The sequence below is a fragment of the Azospirillum sp. B506 genome (assembly GCF_000333595.1).
Taxonomy (GTDB): domain Bacteria; phylum Pseudomonadota; class Alphaproteobacteria; order Azospirillales; family Azospirillaceae; genus Azospirillum.
Genome location: NZ_BADK01000094.1, coordinates 1 through 18,162, shown reverse-complemented (window position 1 = coordinate 18,162; position 18,162 = coordinate 1). Strand labels below are relative to the sequence as shown.

Here is an 18,162-nt window from a genome sequence, read left to right as displayed (position 1 = left end):
AGAGGACGGGGCNGAAAACGGCCCCGCCCGGCCAACCGACGGAATCACTCGTCCGGGTTGTGTTGGCGGGCGTGGTCCTGCATCTGTTCGGTCTGCACGGCCTTGCTGTCCAGGCCGCGGGCGTCGGAATGACGGGACTTGTCGCGGTTCGACAGCACCGCGTTGTCGCCGATGGAGCCGGCCGGCAGGTCGGTGGTGGCCCCGGTGCCGGTGCCCTTGCCCTGTCCGCTCGGGCTCATGTGCTTCTTGCTGGCATTCGCCATCGCGTGTTCTCCGTCGGTTGGCCGGCCCGGAACGCCGGGAGTCCACTCCCGGCGGCGGGTGGCTGGGGGGAGGGAAATCGCTGTCGGATCCCCGCCGGGATCACTGCTGGTTCGGCTGCGGATTGCGCGGCCGGGTGCTGTCCGGGCTGTCGGCCGTGCCATGGGCCGCATCGCCGCCAGCGTTGTGACCGGTCATGCCCTGGTCGGCGCTGCTGCCGCTGTTGCTGCCGCCGTGGCGCTTGCCGATCGAGACGGTGGTGTCGTCGTACTTGAACTCCGCCATCTGCTTGACCTGATCGTCGGTCACCTGACGGGCGACGACGCGGTTGCCGTCGCTGCGCAGCAGGTTGTAGTCGAGCGCCACCTGCTTGGCGCCGATGCCGAGAACGCCGCCGCGGTTCAGGATCACCTGGGTGGCCTGTCCGGTCTGCGCGTCGAGGATGATGTCGGCGACGTCGCCCAGCTTCTTGCCGTTCTCGCCATAGACGTCCTTGCCCATCATCTTCTCGAAGCTGGTGCCCTGCTGGGCACCCCCGGCAGAGGCCATGGCCGGCCGCAGGTCGCGGACCTGACGCAGATGCTGCTCCAGCGTCGGCAGGGTCTGTTCAGCGAAGCGCTTCAGGTCGGCGTCCTTGCCGGTCTCCGCCTGCTGGCGGAACAGGGTGACGGCGGTCTGGTGGGCGTCCATCTGGCCCTGGAGATAGGCGGCATCGAACTGGTCGCCCTTCAGGCCGCGCAGCTTGTCCAGCTTCTGCTGGTGTTCCGAATCGAGCCTTGCCGGCAGGGTGATCGACTTCTGCTGGGCCATGGTCTTCATGGCGTCGGAGGTCTTGGTGTGGTCGGACACCATATGGCTGCCGAACTGCTTGACGCCCTGCTCCTTCGCCCGGTCCTGCGCCTGCTTGCCGGCCTGGATTTCAAACATGTCGCTGATCGCCGCCTTTTCGGCGAAATTCATGTCCTGCTGCGCCAGCTGGCCCTTCTCGGTCACCGTCCTGGCCGGTGCCGGTGTCTGGGCCAGCGACAGCGCGGGGGCCGCGAACAGGATCATGGCGGCGGTTGCGAGAAGATGGTGGCGTTTCATGGCGGCGGCTCCTTGATCTGCAAATGGACTTGCAAGGTCTTCGGCGCCCGGCGGCAAGGCCTGCGGCCCGGCCGGAGGCTTGTGAATCGGGCACCGTTGTCCACCCTTTCAACCGTGGAGAGCGGCAGTCGTTCCCGCCCCGAGGCAGGCGGTTCGGTTCCTGCGGGGTGCCGCGCATTTGCAGGGTTCCGACCAATGGGGACGCGCCGGGGGTATAGCCGAATGAGTGTTCGGCCTAGGCCACGCGTCCGGGGCAAGAAAGGGGGCTTATGACCCCGGTATGCAGCTCACCCCGGTACGGAGGCCCGCTTGCTTCGTGACGCCCGCCATGTCCTGAACGGCACGCACATCGACTGCGATCTGTGCGTGATCGGCGGCGGCGCCGCCGGCCTGACCATCGCGCGCGAACTGGCGGGCGGCAATCTGAGTGTCGTCCTGCTGGAAGGCGGCGGGCTTGAGGTCGACGGCATTTCGCAGGCGCTGTATGCCGGCCGCAACGTCGGCCTGCCCTATGAACGGCTGACCACCGCACGCAGCCGCTATCTCGGCGGCAGCACCAACTGCTGGGGCGGCTTCTCCCGCCCGCTGGAACGGACGGATTTCGCCGAGCGCCCCTGGATCCCGGGCAGCGGCTGGCCGATCCCGCGCGACACGATGATGCCCTATTACGAGCGCTCTCACAGCGTGCTCGGCCTCGGGCCTTTCGAGTACGGCAACGACTATTGGATGGAGCGGGTCGGCGGACCGAAAGCCGAGCTGATCCCGGTGGAAAACGGGGACGGCAGCGCCAGTCTGTTCGAGAACCGCGTCGCCCAGCTCAGCCCGCCGATCCGCATGGGCGAGGCCTACCGCGCCGAAATCGGGCGCGCCGCCAACATCACCGCCTTCCTGAACGCCAACGTCACCGGGCTGGACACCAACCACTCAGCCACGGCGGTTGAGCGGGTGCAGGTGCGCACGCTGGACGGCCCCGGCTTCACCGTCGGCGCCCGGCTGTTCGTGCTGGGCTGCGGCGGGATCGAGAACGCCCGCATCCTGCTGCTGTCCAACAAGGTGCAGGCGGCGGGGCTGGGCAACGGCAACGACCTCGTCGGCCGCTATTTCGCCGACCATCCCCGCTTCAAGACCTCGCCGATCCGCCTGACCCGGCAGGGGCATCACCGCACACTCTACGACGTCAGCCTCTGCCTTGCCCGCCGGCGGCTGCGCCGGCCGCACCCGTCGATCGCGCTGGCATTGTCGCCGACCGAGGTTCTCCAGGAGCGGCGCGGCCTGCCCAACTCGCGCACCTATCTGGTCGCCTCCTACCATTCCGGGGCGCTGGACGCCTTCAAGGCGATGCGCGACCTGCGGCTCCTGCCCTCGCGCCACCGCTGCCGCCGCTTCGGCGTGTCGGAGGACGAGGCGGCGAGCCTGCTGCGCAACGCCGGCCCGCGCATCCTGCGCAGCATGCCGCAGCTCGTCCATGCGCTGTTCGACAGCACCATCGACCCCGGCTGGCTTCCGCGCCGCTTCACCCTGGAAACGGTGCTGGAGCCGGTGCCCAACTCCGACAGCCGGGTGACGCTGGACCACGCCACCGACCCCTTCGGCCGCAACCTGCCGAAGGTGGATTGGCGCCTGACCCCGCAGGACCGCTGGGGCGCCACCGAGACCCAGCGCCTGCTGCGCGAGGAGTTGCTGCGCCGCGGCCTGATCGCCGTCGACGTGACGACCGAACCGGAGGAGGCTGCCGAGGCGACGATGGCCGATGTCGGCTGGTGCTGGCACCATATGGGGACCACCCGCATGCATGTGTCGCCACGCCAGGGCGTGGTCGATCCGGATGGCCGCGTCCATGGGATCGGCAACCTCTACATCGCCGGCAGCTCCGTCTTCCCGACCATGGGGGCGGACCATCCGACCATGACCATCGTGGCGCTGGCCCTGCGGATGACCGACCGCATCCTTGCCCTGCTGCAGGACGAACGCAGCAGCCCGCCCGCTCCCGCGGTGGCCGCCTCGCTTTGAGCGGGACGGTCACGTCCTATATTCCTCTCCCTTGAGGAGAGGATATCTTCAGCATGGACCTGTTCGACGATGTTCCGGCCCCTCCCCCGCCGGGGGGATTGCCGCCGCACGCCGGGCCGCTGCCGGACATCGTGGCGCCGGGGCTGGATTGCCTGTTCGTCGGCTTCAATCCCGGCCTGCGCTCGGGCGCGCTCGGCCATCACTATGCCGGGCGCGGCAACCAGTTCTGGCGCCTGCTGCATGAGGCCGGGCTGACGCCGCGCCTCTACCGGCCGGAGGAGGATGTGACGCTGCCGGCCATCGGACTCGGCTCCACCAACCTCGTCACCCGCACCACCGCCAGCGCCGCCGAGCTGTCACGGGCGGAGCTGCGCGGCGGGGTGCCGCGACTGGCGCGGATCGTCGGCTTCGTCCAGCCGCGGGTGCTGGCCTATACCGGCAAGGGCGTCTATCTGGCGGCGACCGGCCTGCCCGACGCCCCCTGGGGGGTGCAGGCGCGCAGCCTGTTCGATGGAGTCGCCGACGTGGTCGTCCCCTCGCCCAGCGGCCTCGCCCGCCTGCCCTTCGAGGAAAAGCTGCACTGGTTCCGCGAGGTGCGGGCGGAGATCGACCGGCGGCGGTAGGAACGACCGCCGCTTGGGGGCACTCCGCCTGCACTGATGCTTCACCGGGAATGACCGAACAACCCAGGGCCGGACTGAGCCATGCTGTGCCCCGCATGACAGCGATCGACCGTTTCCGCCACGACCGACTGCCCGCTCCGGAGACCGACGGGGTCTCCCTGCTGCTGCGCCACCGCCTTCGGATGGTTCTGGCCCTGGCCGTCCTGTTGCTGGCCGGGGTTCTATGGGCAGCGTGCCATCTCACGATTCTGGCGCCGACGACCGCTGCGGCCGACCCCTGGGGGCCACGGCTTGCCCGACCGTCCCTGGCGTTCACGCAAGCCCGGCAGCTCTCCCGGCTTCTGCACCTCGAACCGCCCCACGAAAAGGAACCGGCGGGGACATCCGTCCCCGCCGGTCCGTTGCGGTTGGATCCCGCCGTCAGGCTGCTGGTCGATCAGGGCTGGCCCGGCTTGAGGCCGGCGGCGATCCCGGCCACCGCACGGATGGCTGGGATCGTGACAGCCCCGGACAAAGCCTCGCCCTGACCGGCGCACGTCAGCTGACGATGCCGCCCCGGCTGAAGGGCAGCGTCTGCAACGGCTGTCCGGTCACCGAGAAAACGGCATTCGCCACCGCCGGCGCCACCGTCGGGACGCCGGGTTCTCCGGCGCCGGTCGGCCGCTCGTGCGAGCGCAGGATGTGGACCTCCACCACCGGCATGTCGGACATGCGCAGCGGCAGATAGCTGTCGAAGTTGGCCTGATCCACCACGCCGTCGGTCATGGTGATCTCGCCGCGCAGCGCGTGGCCGATGCCCCAGCCGGCACCACCCTCCATCTGCGCCTTGACGACGTCCGGGTTGACGACCTCGCCGCAATCGACGGCGACGACGACCCGGTCCACCTTGATCTGCCCCTTGGCGTCGACCGTCACGTCGGCGACATGGGCGACATAGGTGTTGAAGCTTTCATGCACGGCGACGCCACGGCCCTTGCCCGGCGCCAGCGGCTGGCCCCAGCCGGCCTTCTCCGTCGCCAGCTTCAGCACGCCGGCCAGACGTGGATGATCCTTCAGCATCTCCATGCGGAAGGCCACCGGGTCCTTGCCCGCCGCCTTTGCGAGGCGGTCGATCATCACCTCCTTGGCATAGGCGGTGTGGGTGTGCCCGACCGAACGCCACCACAAGGTGGTGACCGGCGAGGCGAGGGTGTGCGCATCCACCGCCAGGTTCGGCACCGGATAGGCCATGTCCGAGGCGCCCTCGACCATGGTCTCGTCGACACCGTTCTTGACCATCACCGCCTCGAACGGCGTGCCGGCCATGAAGCTCTGGCCGACGATGCGCTGCTTCCAGCCGACCAGGGCGCCCTTGGCGTCGACCGCCGCGGTGATCCGGTGCAGGAACAGCGGACGGTAGCGGCCGCCCTTGATGTCGTCCTCGCGCGTCCAGACCAGATGCACCGGGGCCGTGGGATAGGCCTTGGCGATCATCACCGCCTCGGCGATGTAGTCGGCGTTGGTGGTGGCACGCCGGCCGAAGCTGCCGCCGGCCCATTGCGTGTCGATCTTCACCTGTTCCGGCTTGCAGCCCAGGATATGGGCGGCAACCATCTGCTCGACCGTCTGGAACTGCGACCCGGCCCAGATGGTGCAGCCACCCTCCGGGTTCAGCGCCACCACGGCGTTCAGCGGCTCCATCGGCGCATGGGCGAGATAGGGGAAGACGAACTCGCCGTCCACCACATGACCACCCTTGGCCTTGGCGTCGGCGATGGCCTTGTCGGCATCGCCCTTGTTCGCTGCGACCGCCCCCGGCTTCTCCGCCGCCTTGCGGTAATCGGCCAGCATGGCGTCGGTGCCGCGGGTCTCGGCCTTGGCGTCGTCCCAGGTGACCGTCAGCGCCTCGCGGCCCTTCATGGCGGCCCAGCTGTTCCTGGCGATCACCGCGACGCCGACCGGCAGGCTGATCACGTCGATGACGCCCGGCACCTTGCGGGCGGCGGCATCGTCGACGCTCTTCACCGTGCCGCCGAAGCGCGGGCTGCGGGCCAGCACGGCCGTCACCTGACCGGGGCGGCGGATGTCCATCGAGAAGATGGCGGTGCCGTTGGTCTTGCTGATGTGGTCCAGCCGATGCAGGTCCGGATTGCCGATCAGCACATAGTCCTTCGGGTCCTTCAGCTTGACCTGCTGCGGGACCGGAAGCTTCGCCGCCTCCTCCGCCAGCTCGCCGAAGGTCAGGCTGCGGTTGCTGGCGGCATGGCGGACCACGCCCTTCGACACTGTCACCTCGCCGGCCGGAACCTTCCAGCGCGCGGATGCTGCGGCGACCAGCATGGCGCGGGCGGCCGCACCGGCCATGCGCAGCTCGTCCCAGCTGTTGGCGACGGCGGTGGAGCCGCCGGTGCCCTGGATGCCGAAGAAATGGTTGGCATACAGCTTCTGGTCGGCCGGGGCGAAGGCGCCGCGCACCTGCGACCAGTCGGCGTCCAGCTCCTCCGCCGCGATGGTGGCGATACCGGTGACGATGCCCTGGCCCTTGTCCAGATGCTTGGCCAGAACGGTGACGGTGTTGTCGGGCGCCACGATGATGAAGGCATGCGGACGCGGGTCGGCCGGTCCGATGATCTTCGGAGCGGCCTCCGCCGCCAGCGCCGGCATCGGCAGATGCGCACCGACGACCAGCACGCCGGCCCCGGCGCCGATGGCCTTCAGGAAACCGCGGCGCGACGGGGCCGGCAGCGGCGCGAGCGACAATGTCTCGCCGAACCCGTGTTCGGCGGCCTGACGGATCAGATGATGCAGCATGGATCAGGCCCTCATCGTCTGGGCGGCATCCTTGATCGCCGCGCGGATGCGGACATAGGTGGCGCAGCGGCAGACATTGCCGTCCATCGCCGCGTCGATGTCCTGGTCGGTCGGGTTCTGGTTGTCGGTCAGCAGCGCTATGGCGCTCATGATCTGGCCCGACTGGCAATAGCCGCACTGGACGACGTCCAGCTTCTGCCACGCCGCCTGGACGGCCTGGGCCGCCTTGCCCTTCACCCCTTCGATGGTGGTGATCCTGCTGTCCGGCGTCAGCATGCCGACCGGGGTCTGGCAGGCGCGGGCAGGCGCGCCGTCGATATGGACGGTGCAGGCGCCGCACTGGGCGATGCCGCAGCCGAACTTGGTGCCGGTCATGTTCAGCTCGTCCCGCAGAACCCACAGGAGCGGCATGTCTTCCGGAACGTCGACCTGACGCTCCTCGCCGTTGACGTTGATGCGAACCATGGCTCTTGCCTCTTTCTCCCTGAACGGAACCGCCGGTCCTTGTTGACGGCGACAGGTCCGCTGCCCGGTTGCGGGCGTTGGCTACGGATATGGAATTTTTTTGATTGGCGGCTGCTCGGGTCAGCTCTGGCTAGACAGAATACACCGTCCAGTGCACAATGAAGTAGGTGGCTTTGGTTCATATCGTCATGAAGGCAATTCATAACCCTGCACTCGACCTCAACCTGATCAAGGTGTTTGACGCGCTGTTGGAAACCCGCAACGTCTCCCGCGCGGCCGAGGCGCTGGGCGTCAGCCAGTCGGCGGTCAGCCACGCGCTGGGCCGGCTGCGGACCCTGGTCGGCGATCCGCTGTTCGTGCGCACCGGCAACCGGATGGAGCCGACGCCGCGCGCGCAGCGTCTCGCCGAGCCGTTGCGCGACCTGCTGGTCGGCGCCGCCCGCGCCCTGTCGGCGGAGGAGGATTTCGATCCTCAGCGCGAGGACCGCAACTTCACGATCTCCACTCCCGATTCGATGCAGGCGGTGCTGCTGACCGGCATCCTGCGCGACGCGGCGGAAGGCGACCTGCGCGTGTCGGTCTCCCTGCTCAACCTCGATCCCGACACCATGCTGAACGCGCTGGACGACGGTACGCTGGACCTCGGCATCGGCTATCTGCCGGAGCTGCGGCGCTGGCACGACCGGCAGGTGCTGTACCGGGAAACCCATGTCTGCCTGTTCAATCCGGATCTCGTCCCGGTCACCCCGCCAATCGGGCTGGAGGATTACACCCGCTATCCGCACCTGATGCCGTCGCTGCGCGGCGGGCTGACCAGCTTCATCGACGACGAGCTGGCGGCACTCGGCACGAGCCGGCGGGTCGCCGCCTCCACCACCCAGTTCCTGGCGATCCCGATGATCCTGACGCGGGCGCCGATGCTGACCTCGCTGCCCGCCCGCCTGGCCCGACTGTGCGCCGACGCGCTCGGTCTCGCCACCAGCCCGCTGCCCTTCGACATCGGCGACTACGAAGTGTCGATGATCTGGCACCGCCGCAACAGCGGTTCCCCCTCCCATGGCTGGCTGCGGCAGCGCATGAGCGAAGAGGCGGCAAGGCTCTAGACAGGCGAAATCCGCCGACGCCGGGGCTGCGGCAGGTCGCCGCGCCGGCCGAAAGCCGCTCGTGCCCCATACGACAAGTCATCGCGGCACGGCAAAAATGCGTGTAGAACATGCTGCATGTGCGAACCAACGCACCGACAAACTGTAACCTGCCAACCAATAGGGACAAGAAACAATGGCCGAGAGCATGGGAATCGAGACCATCGGCGTCATCGGCGCCGGACAGATGGGCAACGGCATCGCCCAGGTGTGCGCCGTCGCCGGCCTGACGGTGGTGATGACCGACATCTCCGAGGAGGCGGTGCAACGCGGCCTGTCGACCGTCGCCGGCAGCCTGGACCGTCTGGTCAAGAAGGAGAAGATGACCGCCGCCGACCGTGAGGCGGCCCTGGCGCGCATCGCCGCCACCACCGACAAGTCGAAGCTCGCCACCTGCGATCTGGTGATCGAGGCCGCGACCGAGAACGAGGATTTGAAGGTCCGCATCCTGAAGGAACTCTGCGCGACCCTGAAGCCGGAGGCACTGGTCGCGACCAACACCTCGTCGATCTCCATCACCAAGCTGGCGACCGCCACCGACCGCCCGGACCGCTTCATCGGCCTGCACTTCTTCAACCCGGTGCCGCTGATGGCGCTCTTGGAGATCATCCGCGGCATCCAGACCAGCGACGACACCCACGCCAAGGCGATGGCCTTCGCCAAGCGCGTCGGCAAGTCGCCGATCACCGCCAAGAACAGCCCCGGCTTCGCCGTCAACCGCATCCTCTGCCCGATGATCAACGAGGCGATCTTCGCACTGCAGGAAGGCATCGCCACCGCCGAGGACATCGACGCCGGCATGAAGGCCGGCTGCAACCACCCGATCGGCCCGTTGGCGCTGGCCGACCTGATCGGCCTGGACACCATGCTGTCGGTGATGGAGGTCTTCTATGAAGGCTTCAACGATCCGAAATACCGCCCGGCCCCGCTGCTGAAGGAAATGGTCGACGCCGGCTTCCTCGGCCGCAAGACCGGCCGCGGCTTCTACGATTACAGCAAGTAAGGGACGGGCCGGGGGGAAGTTACCCCCCACCCTAACTCACCCCAACCCAACTCTCGCACAAAGCTTCGCTTTGTGTTCACGCGACAGACGGATCGCAGGTCCGCTAAGAGCCAGGGAGAGTTGGGAAGGGGCAAGCCCGCGTTCCATCACCGTGACCAGTTCCTGTTCCAGCGTCTCGGCCCGGTGCGTCGCCGTGTGCGCGGCCGGCATCCGGCGGCGCACCTGTCCGCCGATCTCGCCTTTTTCCAGGCGGTCGGCGCAGCACCTCCATGATCTTGCCCCGGTTCGGTGAACACAGGTTTACGCAGATCTTAGCTCGACCTGTTCGGAGGGCGATGCATCCGATGGCCGAGTGGGCGCGTTGACGGTTGTAGCAGGTTTCAACAGAAGATGCTGATGGCCATTTTTAAAGTGTGGCGCCCCTGCCGGGCGCGCTCCCACTCGCATCGCAGCCTCGTGCTCTCCGCCGCCTGCTTGGTCATGCCCGATACGGCAGCACCCAGCCGGAGCAGGATCAATCCGCCGTTATGGCGCAAGGCGGACGGCCGGTTCGGCGGCATCGATGGCGGTGGTTGGTGAGCATGCAGTCCATAATTGTACCAACTCCATGAAAGAGCCGCCGAAGCATTTCGCAAGAATCCAATATCTTGCAATTTACCATCTATGATGGAATGCAGCCCACGCCATGTGGGCTGCATTCCGCATCCGATCCTATCGGAACACAAAAAGACATCTACTGACACAGACCATCTATAATCGCACTTTTTGTGACATTCTCGATGTTCCTAAGATAGATTTCCAGAACGTGATTTCATTTAGCTATTTTGCACCGCCGCATTTTCAACATTTTTTTCCGCGCCTGAGGCAGAAATAATACTTGAGAAGAAGTCTTTCATGCCATCATGCGCATCATTGATGGCTTGATCCAGTTTTGACGATGCACTGAGGGTATCAATGAACGCTATAATACCAGTAACAATGACAGCCACGTTAATTAGACCGCCAAAAGCCTTCAATCGATTAGACCAAGTTTCCAGACCACTAAGGTTATTCTTAGTTGCAATATCTCCCTCAGATTCCGCTGCAGCAGATTTTCCGCTTACGCCCTTAGCAAACACATCGCGGACACCTGCTTTTTTTAGAGCACTTATGTATCTTGCATCATTAATGCACAACAAACTAGTGTATATGTTCATTACAATATCAGTGGCTTGAGCTGCTTCAGGGAACTTGGCATCCAAATCAATTTTTTGGCTTTGTGTCTCGGACAGGACAGGGTTTTTTATAATTGCATTTATCGCGGTATTCCAGGCCGTGTCGATATCATCGAAATTTTTCTTTGCACTACCGATCTGAAATAACACTTGTCCATAATTGGCAGGAGTAAGATCCTGGTTCGTTTCGAGCAGGCGATGGGTAATTGCCATAAGCGTCGCTTGAATATCCAGATCGCTTGCAGCCAAATTCAGTTTCTTAAAAAGCAATACATTGCTCTGCACCGCGTTATTCCAGCCCATTACATCTTCCAAACCGGGCTGTGAAAGAACTTTGTTGTTAAAATTGCCGATGTAACCAACAACATGGCTCTGTTCGGTATCGGCTGCTATTTCCAGCCCTTGAGAAACCGCATAGGCTCCTATAGCGACCAAATCAATGCACAAATTTACACCTGGCGCCCAGCTAAATATTGCCGCACATAGCTGCCCGACTGACGACGCCGTTGTCGCAACTTCCGCGGTAATAGATTCTGCCAGCCAAGCTGCTTTCATTCCATTTACTATCGATGTTACATTTTCAAGAGCCGTATCTGCTGTAGACTGAGTAACAAGAGATATTTTTTCTCCATATGTGTATTCACTTGCTGCATTGTTGAAAAGATTTGTAAGATTATCGACCTGACTATTATCGGACGTCAACAACTCAAGAGCAATGATTGTTTGAGTGCACAGCGTGAGCTTCGCCATAGCTTGATCATCTGGTGCCAGCGGCTGAAAAGGCGAGGTCATTTTCACTCTCCTATGATTTTGAATCACCTAGCACAGGTTGTATTGTGATGACACAAGATAGGTGTACGATCAATCCAAACACATATTTTATAGAGAGAAAAATTGAAACTAAACTCAATGAAAATGCGCATAAAGAGTCAATTTTGCCTTCTAAGGGGGAATAAGTATAAAATTTTTGCATGACATAGGTTGTTTTGCACCGTGAAGGACAAGGCGTCGGGTCGGTGTGCAGAACCGGCAAAAGCGGTTCGGAACGGACAATCCCGCCAACGGGCAGCGCCCTAGGATCGGTGCAGCCACGCACCCTTACGGAGATGCCCAATGACGGCCCGCCTTCGCGCGGCAGCGGTCGCCCTGTTGCTGTGGATCGGTCCGGCACATGCGGCCCAATCGACAAACCCGCCGCCGCTGACCAACACCCGCTTCGACGAGGATTACCGCTACCTGCTCTCGCAAAAGGCCGGATCCGGCGCTTATTGGGAGCGGTTCAAAGCCATCCCGGTCACGCCGGACGGCTTCGCCTCGCTCTCCACCGGGCTGGAGCTGCGGCTGCGCGGCGAGGCGGTCCGCAACAGCAGCTGGGGCCAGGACGAGCCGCGCAATGACGCCTATGGCCTGTGGCGCGCCCTGCCTTATGCCGATCTGCGCGTCGGCCAGAGCCTGCGCCTGTTCGGCCAGCTGATCATGGCCGACACGGTGGGCAAGCTGGACCCGCTGGCGCCGCCGGATTCCGATCGCATCGACCTGATGCAGGGATTCGCCGACCTGAATGCCCCGCTGGGCGATGCCCAGGGCACGCTGCGGGTCGGTCGCCAGATGCTGGCCTACGGTTCGGAGCGGCTGATCTCCATCCGCTACGGCGCCAACGTGCCGCGCTCCTTCGACGCGGTGAAGGGCATCGTCACTGCCGGCCCCTGGCGGGTCGACGCCTTCTATGGCCGGCCGATCCAGCCGACGCCGGAGCTGTTCGACGACGGCCGCGACGCCAAGCGCACCGCCTGGGCGCTCTATGCCACCCGACCGCTCGATTTCGGCTGGGGCGGCAGCGCCGGGCTGGACGCCTATTACATCGGCTACCGCAACCGCCGCGCCAGCTTCGACGCCGGCCGGGCGAACGAGCTGCGCCACACCATCGGCCTGCGCAGCTTCGGCAAGGCCGCCGGCTGGGATTGGAACTGGGAGGCGATGGGCCAGTTCCGGCCGTTTCGGCAGCGGCTCGATCCAGGCATGGTCGCTCGCCACCGACAGCGGCTATCGCTTCACCCGGGCTGCCCTTGCAGCCGCGCCTCGGCCTGAAGGCCAACATCGCCAGCGGCGACAGCAACCCGCGCGACGACCGGCTGGAGACCTTCAACCCGCTGTTCCCGCGTGCGAAATACTTCGGGGAACTGACGCCCATCGGTCCCTTCAACCTGATGAACCTGCACCCGTCGCTAGACCTTGCCCTGTCCGACGAGTTCAGCCTGTCAGCCTCCGCCCTCGCCTTCTGGCGCGAGAGCCTGGACGACGGCGTCTACGACCTGACCGGCGGGCTGCTGCGCTCCGGTGCGGCGTCGAAAGCGCGCTATGTCGGCACCCAGGGCGAACTGGTGCTGTCCTACAGCTCCGGCCGGTCCTTCGAAGGGCTGATCTCCTACTCCCTGTTCCGGCCCGGTCCCTTCCTGAAGGACAGCGGTCCGGCCAAGACCATCCATTTCGCCGGAATGGAGGGGGTTTTCAAATTTTAAAAGCGCAAGCCTTGCGGCCGGACTGCGGTCTGGCGCGTTCAGACAGTCGGGGCACCTGACAGGCCCGAACGGATGGACGGCGGATGCGGGAAACGGCGGAGCGGAGACTTCAGGACAGGCGCCGGAGCAAGCCTTCCCTGCGAAAGGGAAGGCTGCTCCATGTCCGCTCCGGCCTGTCGGCGGAAAAGACCCTGCTGCTGCGAATCGGCCTCGTCGCCGCCCTGATCGCGCTGGTCATCGCGGTGTTCTGGTTCGACCGCGACGGGTTGAAGGACCAGATCGACGGCCATATCAGCTTTCCCGACATCCTCTATTTCGCCATGATCACGGTGACCACCGTCGGCTATGGCGACATCGTGCCGGTCAGCCATACCGCCCGCCTGATCGACGCCTTCGCCGTCACGCCGATCCGCATCTTCATCTGGTTCATCTTCCTCGGCACCGCCTATGAACTGGTGGTGCAGAGGATCGTGGAGGAATTCCGCTTGAGCCGCATTCAAAAGCAGCTGCAGGGCCACATCGTGCTGTGCGGCTTCGGGCACAGCGGCTTCATCGCCGCGCAGGAAATCGTCTCGAAGGGCCATCCCGCCGACCGCATCGTCGTCATCGACGAGTCCGAAGAGCGCATCCAGATCGCCGCCGAATCCGGTTTCGTCGGGCTGCTCGGCGACGGCACCAGCGAGGAGACGCTGACCCAGGCCTGTGTCGGCAAGGCCAAGGCGGTGATCGTCAGCACCGGGCGCGACGACACCACCATCCTGGTGATCCTGACCGTGCGCCACCTGTCCGCCGCCACCAAGATCGTGGCGAACATCAAGCAGGAGGAGAACATCAAGCTCGCCAACCTCAGCGGCGCCGATCTGGTGGTGTCGCCGCCCAAGATCGGCGGCTACCTGATGGCCGATGCGGTGGAGACCAGCCATGCCACGCCGTTCCTGTGCGACCTGATGTCGGCCGGCGGCCGGATGGTGCTGAACGAACGCCGGGCCGACCCGGACGAGGTCGGCCTGACCATGGCGGAGGTCAGCGCCGGCATGGTCGTCCAGGTCCACAGCCACGGCCGCGACATTCCCTTCACCGAACGCAACCGCTACATCATCCAGCCGCAGGACACGCTGCTGATCATCAGCCCGCCGGGTGAAGTGAGCCAATCCCGATAGGATTGGCTCCAAACGCTCACCCCTTGTAATGCCGGCCGAAGCGGTTGTTCAGAAAGGCGTCCAGCGGCACCTGCTCCTGCCGGATGAAGCCGGCCTGCGGGATGGACCCGTCGCGCAACAGGTCCAGCACGGCGCAGATGCCCGCGGCGGTGGTGACCTGGATGGCGCTCCAGGTCCGGCCGGCGATCGGCTTGCTGTAGATCTTGGTGGCGAAGGTCTCCTGCCGCAGCTCGCCGTCCTGCAGGCCGGTGGCGGTCGCCAGAACCAGCACCACGTCCTGCAGGGTCAGCGGCACTGCGGTCTCCAGCACGTCCTTCAGCAGATGGCGCCGCTCGCCCAGCCGCAGGTCGCGGATCAGCAGGCGGACGATGTCGCGGTGACCGGGATAGCGCACCGTCTTGTAATCGAGGTTCCGCACCTTGCCGGCCAGCGTCTCGCACAGCGAGCCAAGCCCGCCCGAGGTGTTGAACGCCTCGTAATCGACGCCGTCCAGCGCGAAGCGCTCGTCGCCCTCCAGCGGCATCACCTCGTGCGGGCGGCCGTCGACGATGGCCTCGCACGGGTTGCAATATTCGTTGATCAGCCCGTCGGTGCTCCAGGTCAGATTGTATTTCAGGGCGTTGGTCGGGTATTGCGGCAGGGCGCCGACCCGGAGATGCAGGTTGTGCAGCTCGTCGAAGCGACGGGCAAGGTCATGGCCGACGATGGAGATGAAGCCCGGCGCCAGACCGCATTGCGGGATCAGCGCGGTGTCGGCGGTCTCCGCCAGCATCTTCACCTTGCGGGTGGCGGCGACATCCTCGGTCAGGTCCAGGTAATGGGCGCCGGCCGCGACGGCGGCGGTGGCGATGGCAGGGGTCAGGGTAAAGGGGCAGGCGCTCAACACCGCCTGCTGGCCCGCCATGGCGGCGCGCAGGGAATCCCGATCCTCGACATCGACGCGCATCACCCGCAGCCCGGCCCGTTCGGCGCGGGACAGCAGCGCCTCGTCGCGGTCGCCGATGGTGACGGCGAAATCGTCGGTCTCGGACAGCAGCGTGCCGATCATCGACCCGATCTTCCCCGCTCCCAAAACCAGAACCTTCATCCTTGCCATGTCTCCCGCTCCTCTGTTCATCCGTGTCTCGTGTTGGCGATTTGGCTCGCACACAAAAGGTGTCGGCGGATGCGGCCGGGCAGAACCGGGCAATGCGCCGGTCACGCCGGAGTTTTCCGGCGAATTGACGGAAATCCCGTTGAAACGACGAGTGCGCTTTATCCCTCGCGCCCTCTCGGCACCGGCGCTAAGGTCGCAGCCGGCTTTCACAAATCCGGCACCCCGCCATGACCACCCGCCAACTGACCGCCCCGCACGCCGTCCTGCTGGAGGAGCCGCGGACCGGCATCCCCCAGACCAGCGAGATGATCCGCGGCGAACGCTTCCGCATTCTGGAGGAGCGCGACGGCTGGCTGCGGGCGGAGAATGGCTTCGACGGCCATGTCGGTTGGCTGCCGCCGGGCACCGCGCACCGGGAGCCGGTCGCTCCCACCCACCGCGTGCGCGCCCTGCGCGCCGATCTGCACCCTGGCCCGACGCACCGGGCGCCGCCGGTGGCGACACTCAGCTTCGGGTCGTCGGTGACGCTGGACGGCCGGGCGGAGAATGGCTGGGTCGGCACCGACGATGGGCTTTGGCTGTTCGCCGGTTGGCTGGAGCCGGTCGACGCCCAGCCCGCGCCCGATCCCATCGCCACCGCCCTGCGCTTCCTGGAAACGCCCTATGTCTGGGGCGGGCGCAGCAGCTTCGGCATCGACTGTTCCGGGCTGGTGCTGACCGCCATGGCGGCGGCCGGCGTGGTTTCCCACCACAGCAGCGGCATGCAGCGCAAGGACGAGCGGCTGGGAGAATGGCTGTCCGAGGACGGCAAGGATGTCGCCTATGAGCGCGGCGACATCGTTTTCTTCCCCGGCCATGTCGGGCTGATGGTGGACGGGACGAACCTGCTGCACGCCACCGTCTTCACCATGTCAGTCGTGATCGAACCCCTGGACGAGGTCGCCAAACGCGCGGAGATCAATGGAGTCCGCCGCCCCGCTTTGACGAGGGCGTAGCGCCTCCCCCACCAGCAGCAGGGTCGGCCCCTTGCCGGCGGCCACGCCCTGCTCCGCCATCTCGCCGAGCGTCGTCCAATAGCGGCGCTCGTCGGGCCGGCAACCATTCTCCACCGCCAGCACCGGCGTCGCGGCCGGCAGCCCGGCTCCGGTCAGCCCCTGGCCGACCGCGCGAGCTTGTTCGCGCCCCATATAGATCGCCAGCGTCCCCTGCGGATCGGCCAGCCGCGCCCAGTCCGGCTCGAACCGTTCGCCGTCGCGGCCATGGGCGGTGACGAAGGTGACGGCGCGCGACACCCCGCGCTTGGTCAGCGACAGCCCGATCGAAGCGGCACAACCGAGCGCGGCGGTGATGCCGGGAATGACGCGCACCGGAATGCCGAGGCTGTCGAGATGCTCGATCTCCTCACCCGCACGGCCGAACACCATGGGGTCGCCGCCCTTCAGCCGCACCACCCGCTTGCCGCGCCGGGCCTGGAAGGCGATCAGCGCGTTGATCTCCCCCTGTGGCAGCGAATGCCGGCCCGAGCGCTTGCCGACGCAGATTCGCTCGGCTTTTGGATGGGCAAGGTCGAGGATGCCGTCGCCGACCAGCGCGTCATAGAGCACGACCTCGGCCGCAGCCAGCGCCTTGACGGCGGCGACGGTGAGCAGGTCGGGGTCGCCGGGACCGGCACCGACGAGAGTAACGGTGCCCTCCCCGCCACTATCCCCCTCTCCCCCCCGGGGAGAGGGTCGGGGTGAGGGGGAAAACCTCTCCCAAAGACGAGCCAACACCGAGAATGGAGCACGCAGCCAATCCCAAAAAGCTCCGCCATGCATCCCCCTGCCCCCGTCCCTCTCCCCGCTTTCGGCGGACCAAAGGTCCGCCTGTCGCGTCAACGCAAACGAAGTTTGCGCGTGAGCGGGGGGGAGGGGGAGAGTCTGACCATCAAGCCACTTCGCGCTGGTGGGCATGACGAAGCACCTCCTTGAGTTCGGGTACGCAGGAACCACAATTCGTGCCGGCCTTCAATGCCGCACCGATCTCGGCGACGCTGGTCAGCCGGCGGTCGCGGATGGCGCCGACCAGCCGGTTGATGCCGACGCTGAAGCAGGCGCAGACGATCCGTCCCTCATCCGCCGCCGCACCCGGCGCCCGCCCGACGAGCAGCCCGGCCCGCGCGCCATCGTCCAGCCCGTCCGCTTCCAGCAACCCGGTGAGCCAGCCGCGCGGCGGCAGACGCCCGTCGGCGGCGACGAACAGGCACGCCTCCAGCCGGTCGCCCGCCATCCAGGCCATGCGCAGGCCGCCGCGCGCCTCGTCGCGGAACTCCACCGCCGCCTCGGCCGGATCGAGGCCGGGCAGCCACGACGCGACCTCCGGGATCGCTCCCATTCCCGCCATCTCGACCAGATGACCGCCAGCCACCGCGCGGCGTGCCCAGTAACCGCCATGAGCCGGCTCCACCGGCCGGCGGACCAGCAGGAAGGCCGTCCAGTCCGGCCGCCAGGGCTGCACGGTTGCCGGCATCCGCTTCAGATCCGGCTGGCCGGAGACCGGGTCCACCGCCTCGTCGTCGATCAGCCGGCCGATGACGCAACCGCCGGTGAAGCGGTCGGTCCAGTGCATCGGCAGGAAGATGCTGCCTTCGCCTTGGGCATCGGTGACGCGGACGCGGGCCAGCGCTTCCCCGACGACCGTGGCGATGCGGGCCAGCCCACCATCGACCAGTCCCCACGCCGCCGCACCCGCCGGATGGATGTCCAGCTGCGGCTCCGGCACATGGGCCGACAGCCGCGCCGACAGTCCGGTGCG

The 18,162-nt window shown here is 66.0% G+C and carries 17 protein-coding genes; 9 read left to right on the top strand and 8 right to left on the bottom strand.

Annotated features, from left to right (window positions below):
* Nucleotides 1–44 precede the first annotated feature (44 nt).
* Nucleotides 45–263, bottom strand: coding sequence for a hypothetical protein (locus I71_RS03625; protein WP_042690766.1), 219 nt, complete (start codon nucleotides 261–263; stop codon nucleotides 45–47).
* Nucleotides 264–363: 100 nt separating this feature from the next.
* Nucleotides 364–1,347: a DUF4142 domain-containing protein gene (locus I71_RS03620; protein ID WP_083896947.1), complete on the bottom strand. Its 984-nt coding sequence runs from the start codon at nucleotides 1,345–1,347 to the stop codon at nucleotides 364–366.
* Nucleotides 1,348–1,656: 309 nt separating this feature from the next.
* On the opposite strand from I71_RS03620, the gene I71_RS03615 reads away from it, so the two are divergent.
* The 3 genes from I71_RS03615 (at nucleotide 1,657) to I71_RS03605 (ending at nucleotide 4,507) form a co-directional block, all read left to right on the top strand.
* On the top strand, nucleotides 1,657–3,357 hold the full coding sequence (locus I71_RS03615; protein ID WP_042690761.1) for an FAD-dependent oxidoreductase: 1,701 nt from the start codon (nucleotides 1,657–1,659) through the stop codon (nucleotides 3,355–3,357).
* Between the two features lie 53 nt (nucleotides 3,358–3,410).
* On the top strand, nucleotides 3,411–3,980 hold the full coding sequence (locus I71_RS03610; RefSeq protein ID WP_042690758.1) for a mismatch-specific DNA-glycosylase: 570 nt from the start codon (nucleotides 3,411–3,413) through the stop codon (nucleotides 3,978–3,980).
* A 95-nt stretch (nucleotides 3,981–4,075) separates the two neighbouring features.
* Nucleotides 4,076–4,507 (top strand): hypothetical protein, encoded by a 432-nt coding sequence (locus I71_RS03605; RefSeq protein WP_042690756.1) that lies wholly within the window; start codon nucleotides 4,076–4,078, stop codon nucleotides 4,505–4,507.
* 10 nt (nucleotides 4,508–4,517) lie between these two features.
* On the opposite strand, the gene I71_RS03600 is transcribed toward I71_RS03605, so the two are convergent.
* Together I71_RS03600 and I71_RS03595 are read right to left on the bottom strand one after the other, a co-directional pair.
* Nucleotides 4,518–6,770 (bottom strand): xanthine dehydrogenase family protein molybdopterin-binding subunit, encoded by a 2,253-nt coding sequence (locus I71_RS03600; protein ID WP_042690753.1) that lies wholly within the window; start codon nucleotides 6,768–6,770, stop codon nucleotides 4,518–4,520.
* Nucleotides 6,771–6,773: 3 nt separating this feature from the next.
* A complete protein-coding gene (locus I71_RS03595) occupies nucleotides 6,774–7,235 on the bottom strand; it encodes a (2Fe-2S)-binding protein (protein ID WP_042690751.1) in 462 nt (153 codons plus the stop codon).
* Nucleotides 7,236–7,423: 188 nt separating this feature from the next.
* Here I71_RS03595 and I71_RS03590 point away from each other — a divergent pair, with 188 nt between their 5' ends.
* Nucleotides 7,424–8,338 (top strand): LysR family transcriptional regulator, encoded by a 915-nt coding sequence (locus tag I71_RS03590; RefSeq protein WP_042690748.1) that lies wholly within the window; start codon nucleotides 7,424–7,426, stop codon nucleotides 8,336–8,338.
* Nucleotides 8,339–8,513: 175 nt separating this feature from the next.
* The gene (locus I71_RS03585; protein ID WP_199902099.1) at nucleotides 8,514–9,380 is read left to right on the top strand and encodes a 3-hydroxybutyryl-CoA dehydrogenase; all 867 of its coding nucleotides are present in this window, start codon (nucleotides 8,514–8,516) and stop codon (nucleotides 9,378–9,380) included.
* 815 nt (nucleotides 9,381–10,195) lie between these two features.
* On the opposite strand, the gene I71_RS37100 is transcribed toward I71_RS03585, so the two are convergent.
* Complete coding sequence (locus tag I71_RS37100; RefSeq protein WP_148294136.1) at nucleotides 10,196–11,386, bottom strand: hypothetical protein; 1,191 nt, start codon at nucleotides 11,384–11,386, stop codon at nucleotides 10,196–10,198.
* 321 nt (nucleotides 11,387–11,707) lie between these two features.
* Between I71_RS37100 and I71_RS03580 the strand changes: the two genes are divergently transcribed.
* The 3 genes from I71_RS03580 (at nucleotide 11,708) to I71_RS03575 (ending at nucleotide 14,273) form a co-directional block, all read left to right on the top strand.
* Nucleotides 11,708–12,682, top strand: coding sequence for an alginate export family protein (locus tag I71_RS03580; RefSeq protein ID WP_049975906.1), 975 nt, complete (start codon nucleotides 11,708–11,710; stop codon nucleotides 12,680–12,682).
* Entirely contained in the window at nucleotides 12,661–13,113 is a 453-nt protein-coding gene (locus I71_RS40455; RefSeq protein ID WP_049975905.1) for an alginate export family protein, read from the top strand. The genes I71_RS03580 and I71_RS40455 overlap by 22 nt, the downstream gene beginning before the upstream one ends.
* 83 nt (nucleotides 13,114–13,196) lie before the next feature.
* Complete coding sequence (locus tag I71_RS03575; RefSeq protein ID WP_042690745.1) at nucleotides 13,197–14,273, top strand: TrkA family potassium uptake protein; 1,077 nt, start codon at nucleotides 13,197–13,199, stop codon at nucleotides 14,271–14,273.
* A gap of 16 nt (nucleotides 14,274–14,289) precedes the next feature.
* Here I71_RS03575 and I71_RS03570 read toward each other — a convergent pair whose 3' ends face one another.
* Nucleotides 14,290–15,369 (bottom strand): saccharopine dehydrogenase family protein, encoded by a 1,080-nt coding sequence (locus I71_RS03570; protein WP_199902098.1) that lies wholly within the window; start codon nucleotides 15,367–15,369, stop codon nucleotides 14,290–14,292.
* Between the two features lie 227 nt (nucleotides 15,370–15,596).
* Between I71_RS03570 and I71_RS03565 the strand changes: the two genes are divergently transcribed.
* On the top strand, nucleotides 15,597–16,364 hold the full coding sequence (locus tag I71_RS03565) for an NlpC/P60 family protein (protein WP_042690740.1): 768 nt from the start codon (nucleotides 15,597–15,599) through the stop codon (nucleotides 16,362–16,364).
* Here the strand turns inward: I71_RS03565 and cobA are convergent.
* Entirely contained in the window at nucleotides 16,281–17,141 is an 861-nt protein-coding gene (cobA, locus tag I71_RS03560) for a uroporphyrinogen-III C-methyltransferase (protein ID WP_049975907.1), read from the bottom strand. The two genes, I71_RS03565 and cobA, sit on opposite strands and share 84 nt — an antisense overlap.
* A gap of 154 nt (nucleotides 17,142–17,295) precedes the next feature.
* Nucleotides 17,296–18,162 (bottom strand): molybdopterin dinucleotide binding domain-containing protein (locus I71_RS03555; RefSeq protein WP_042690738.1); only part of this gene is annotated, 867 nt, incomplete at its 5' end.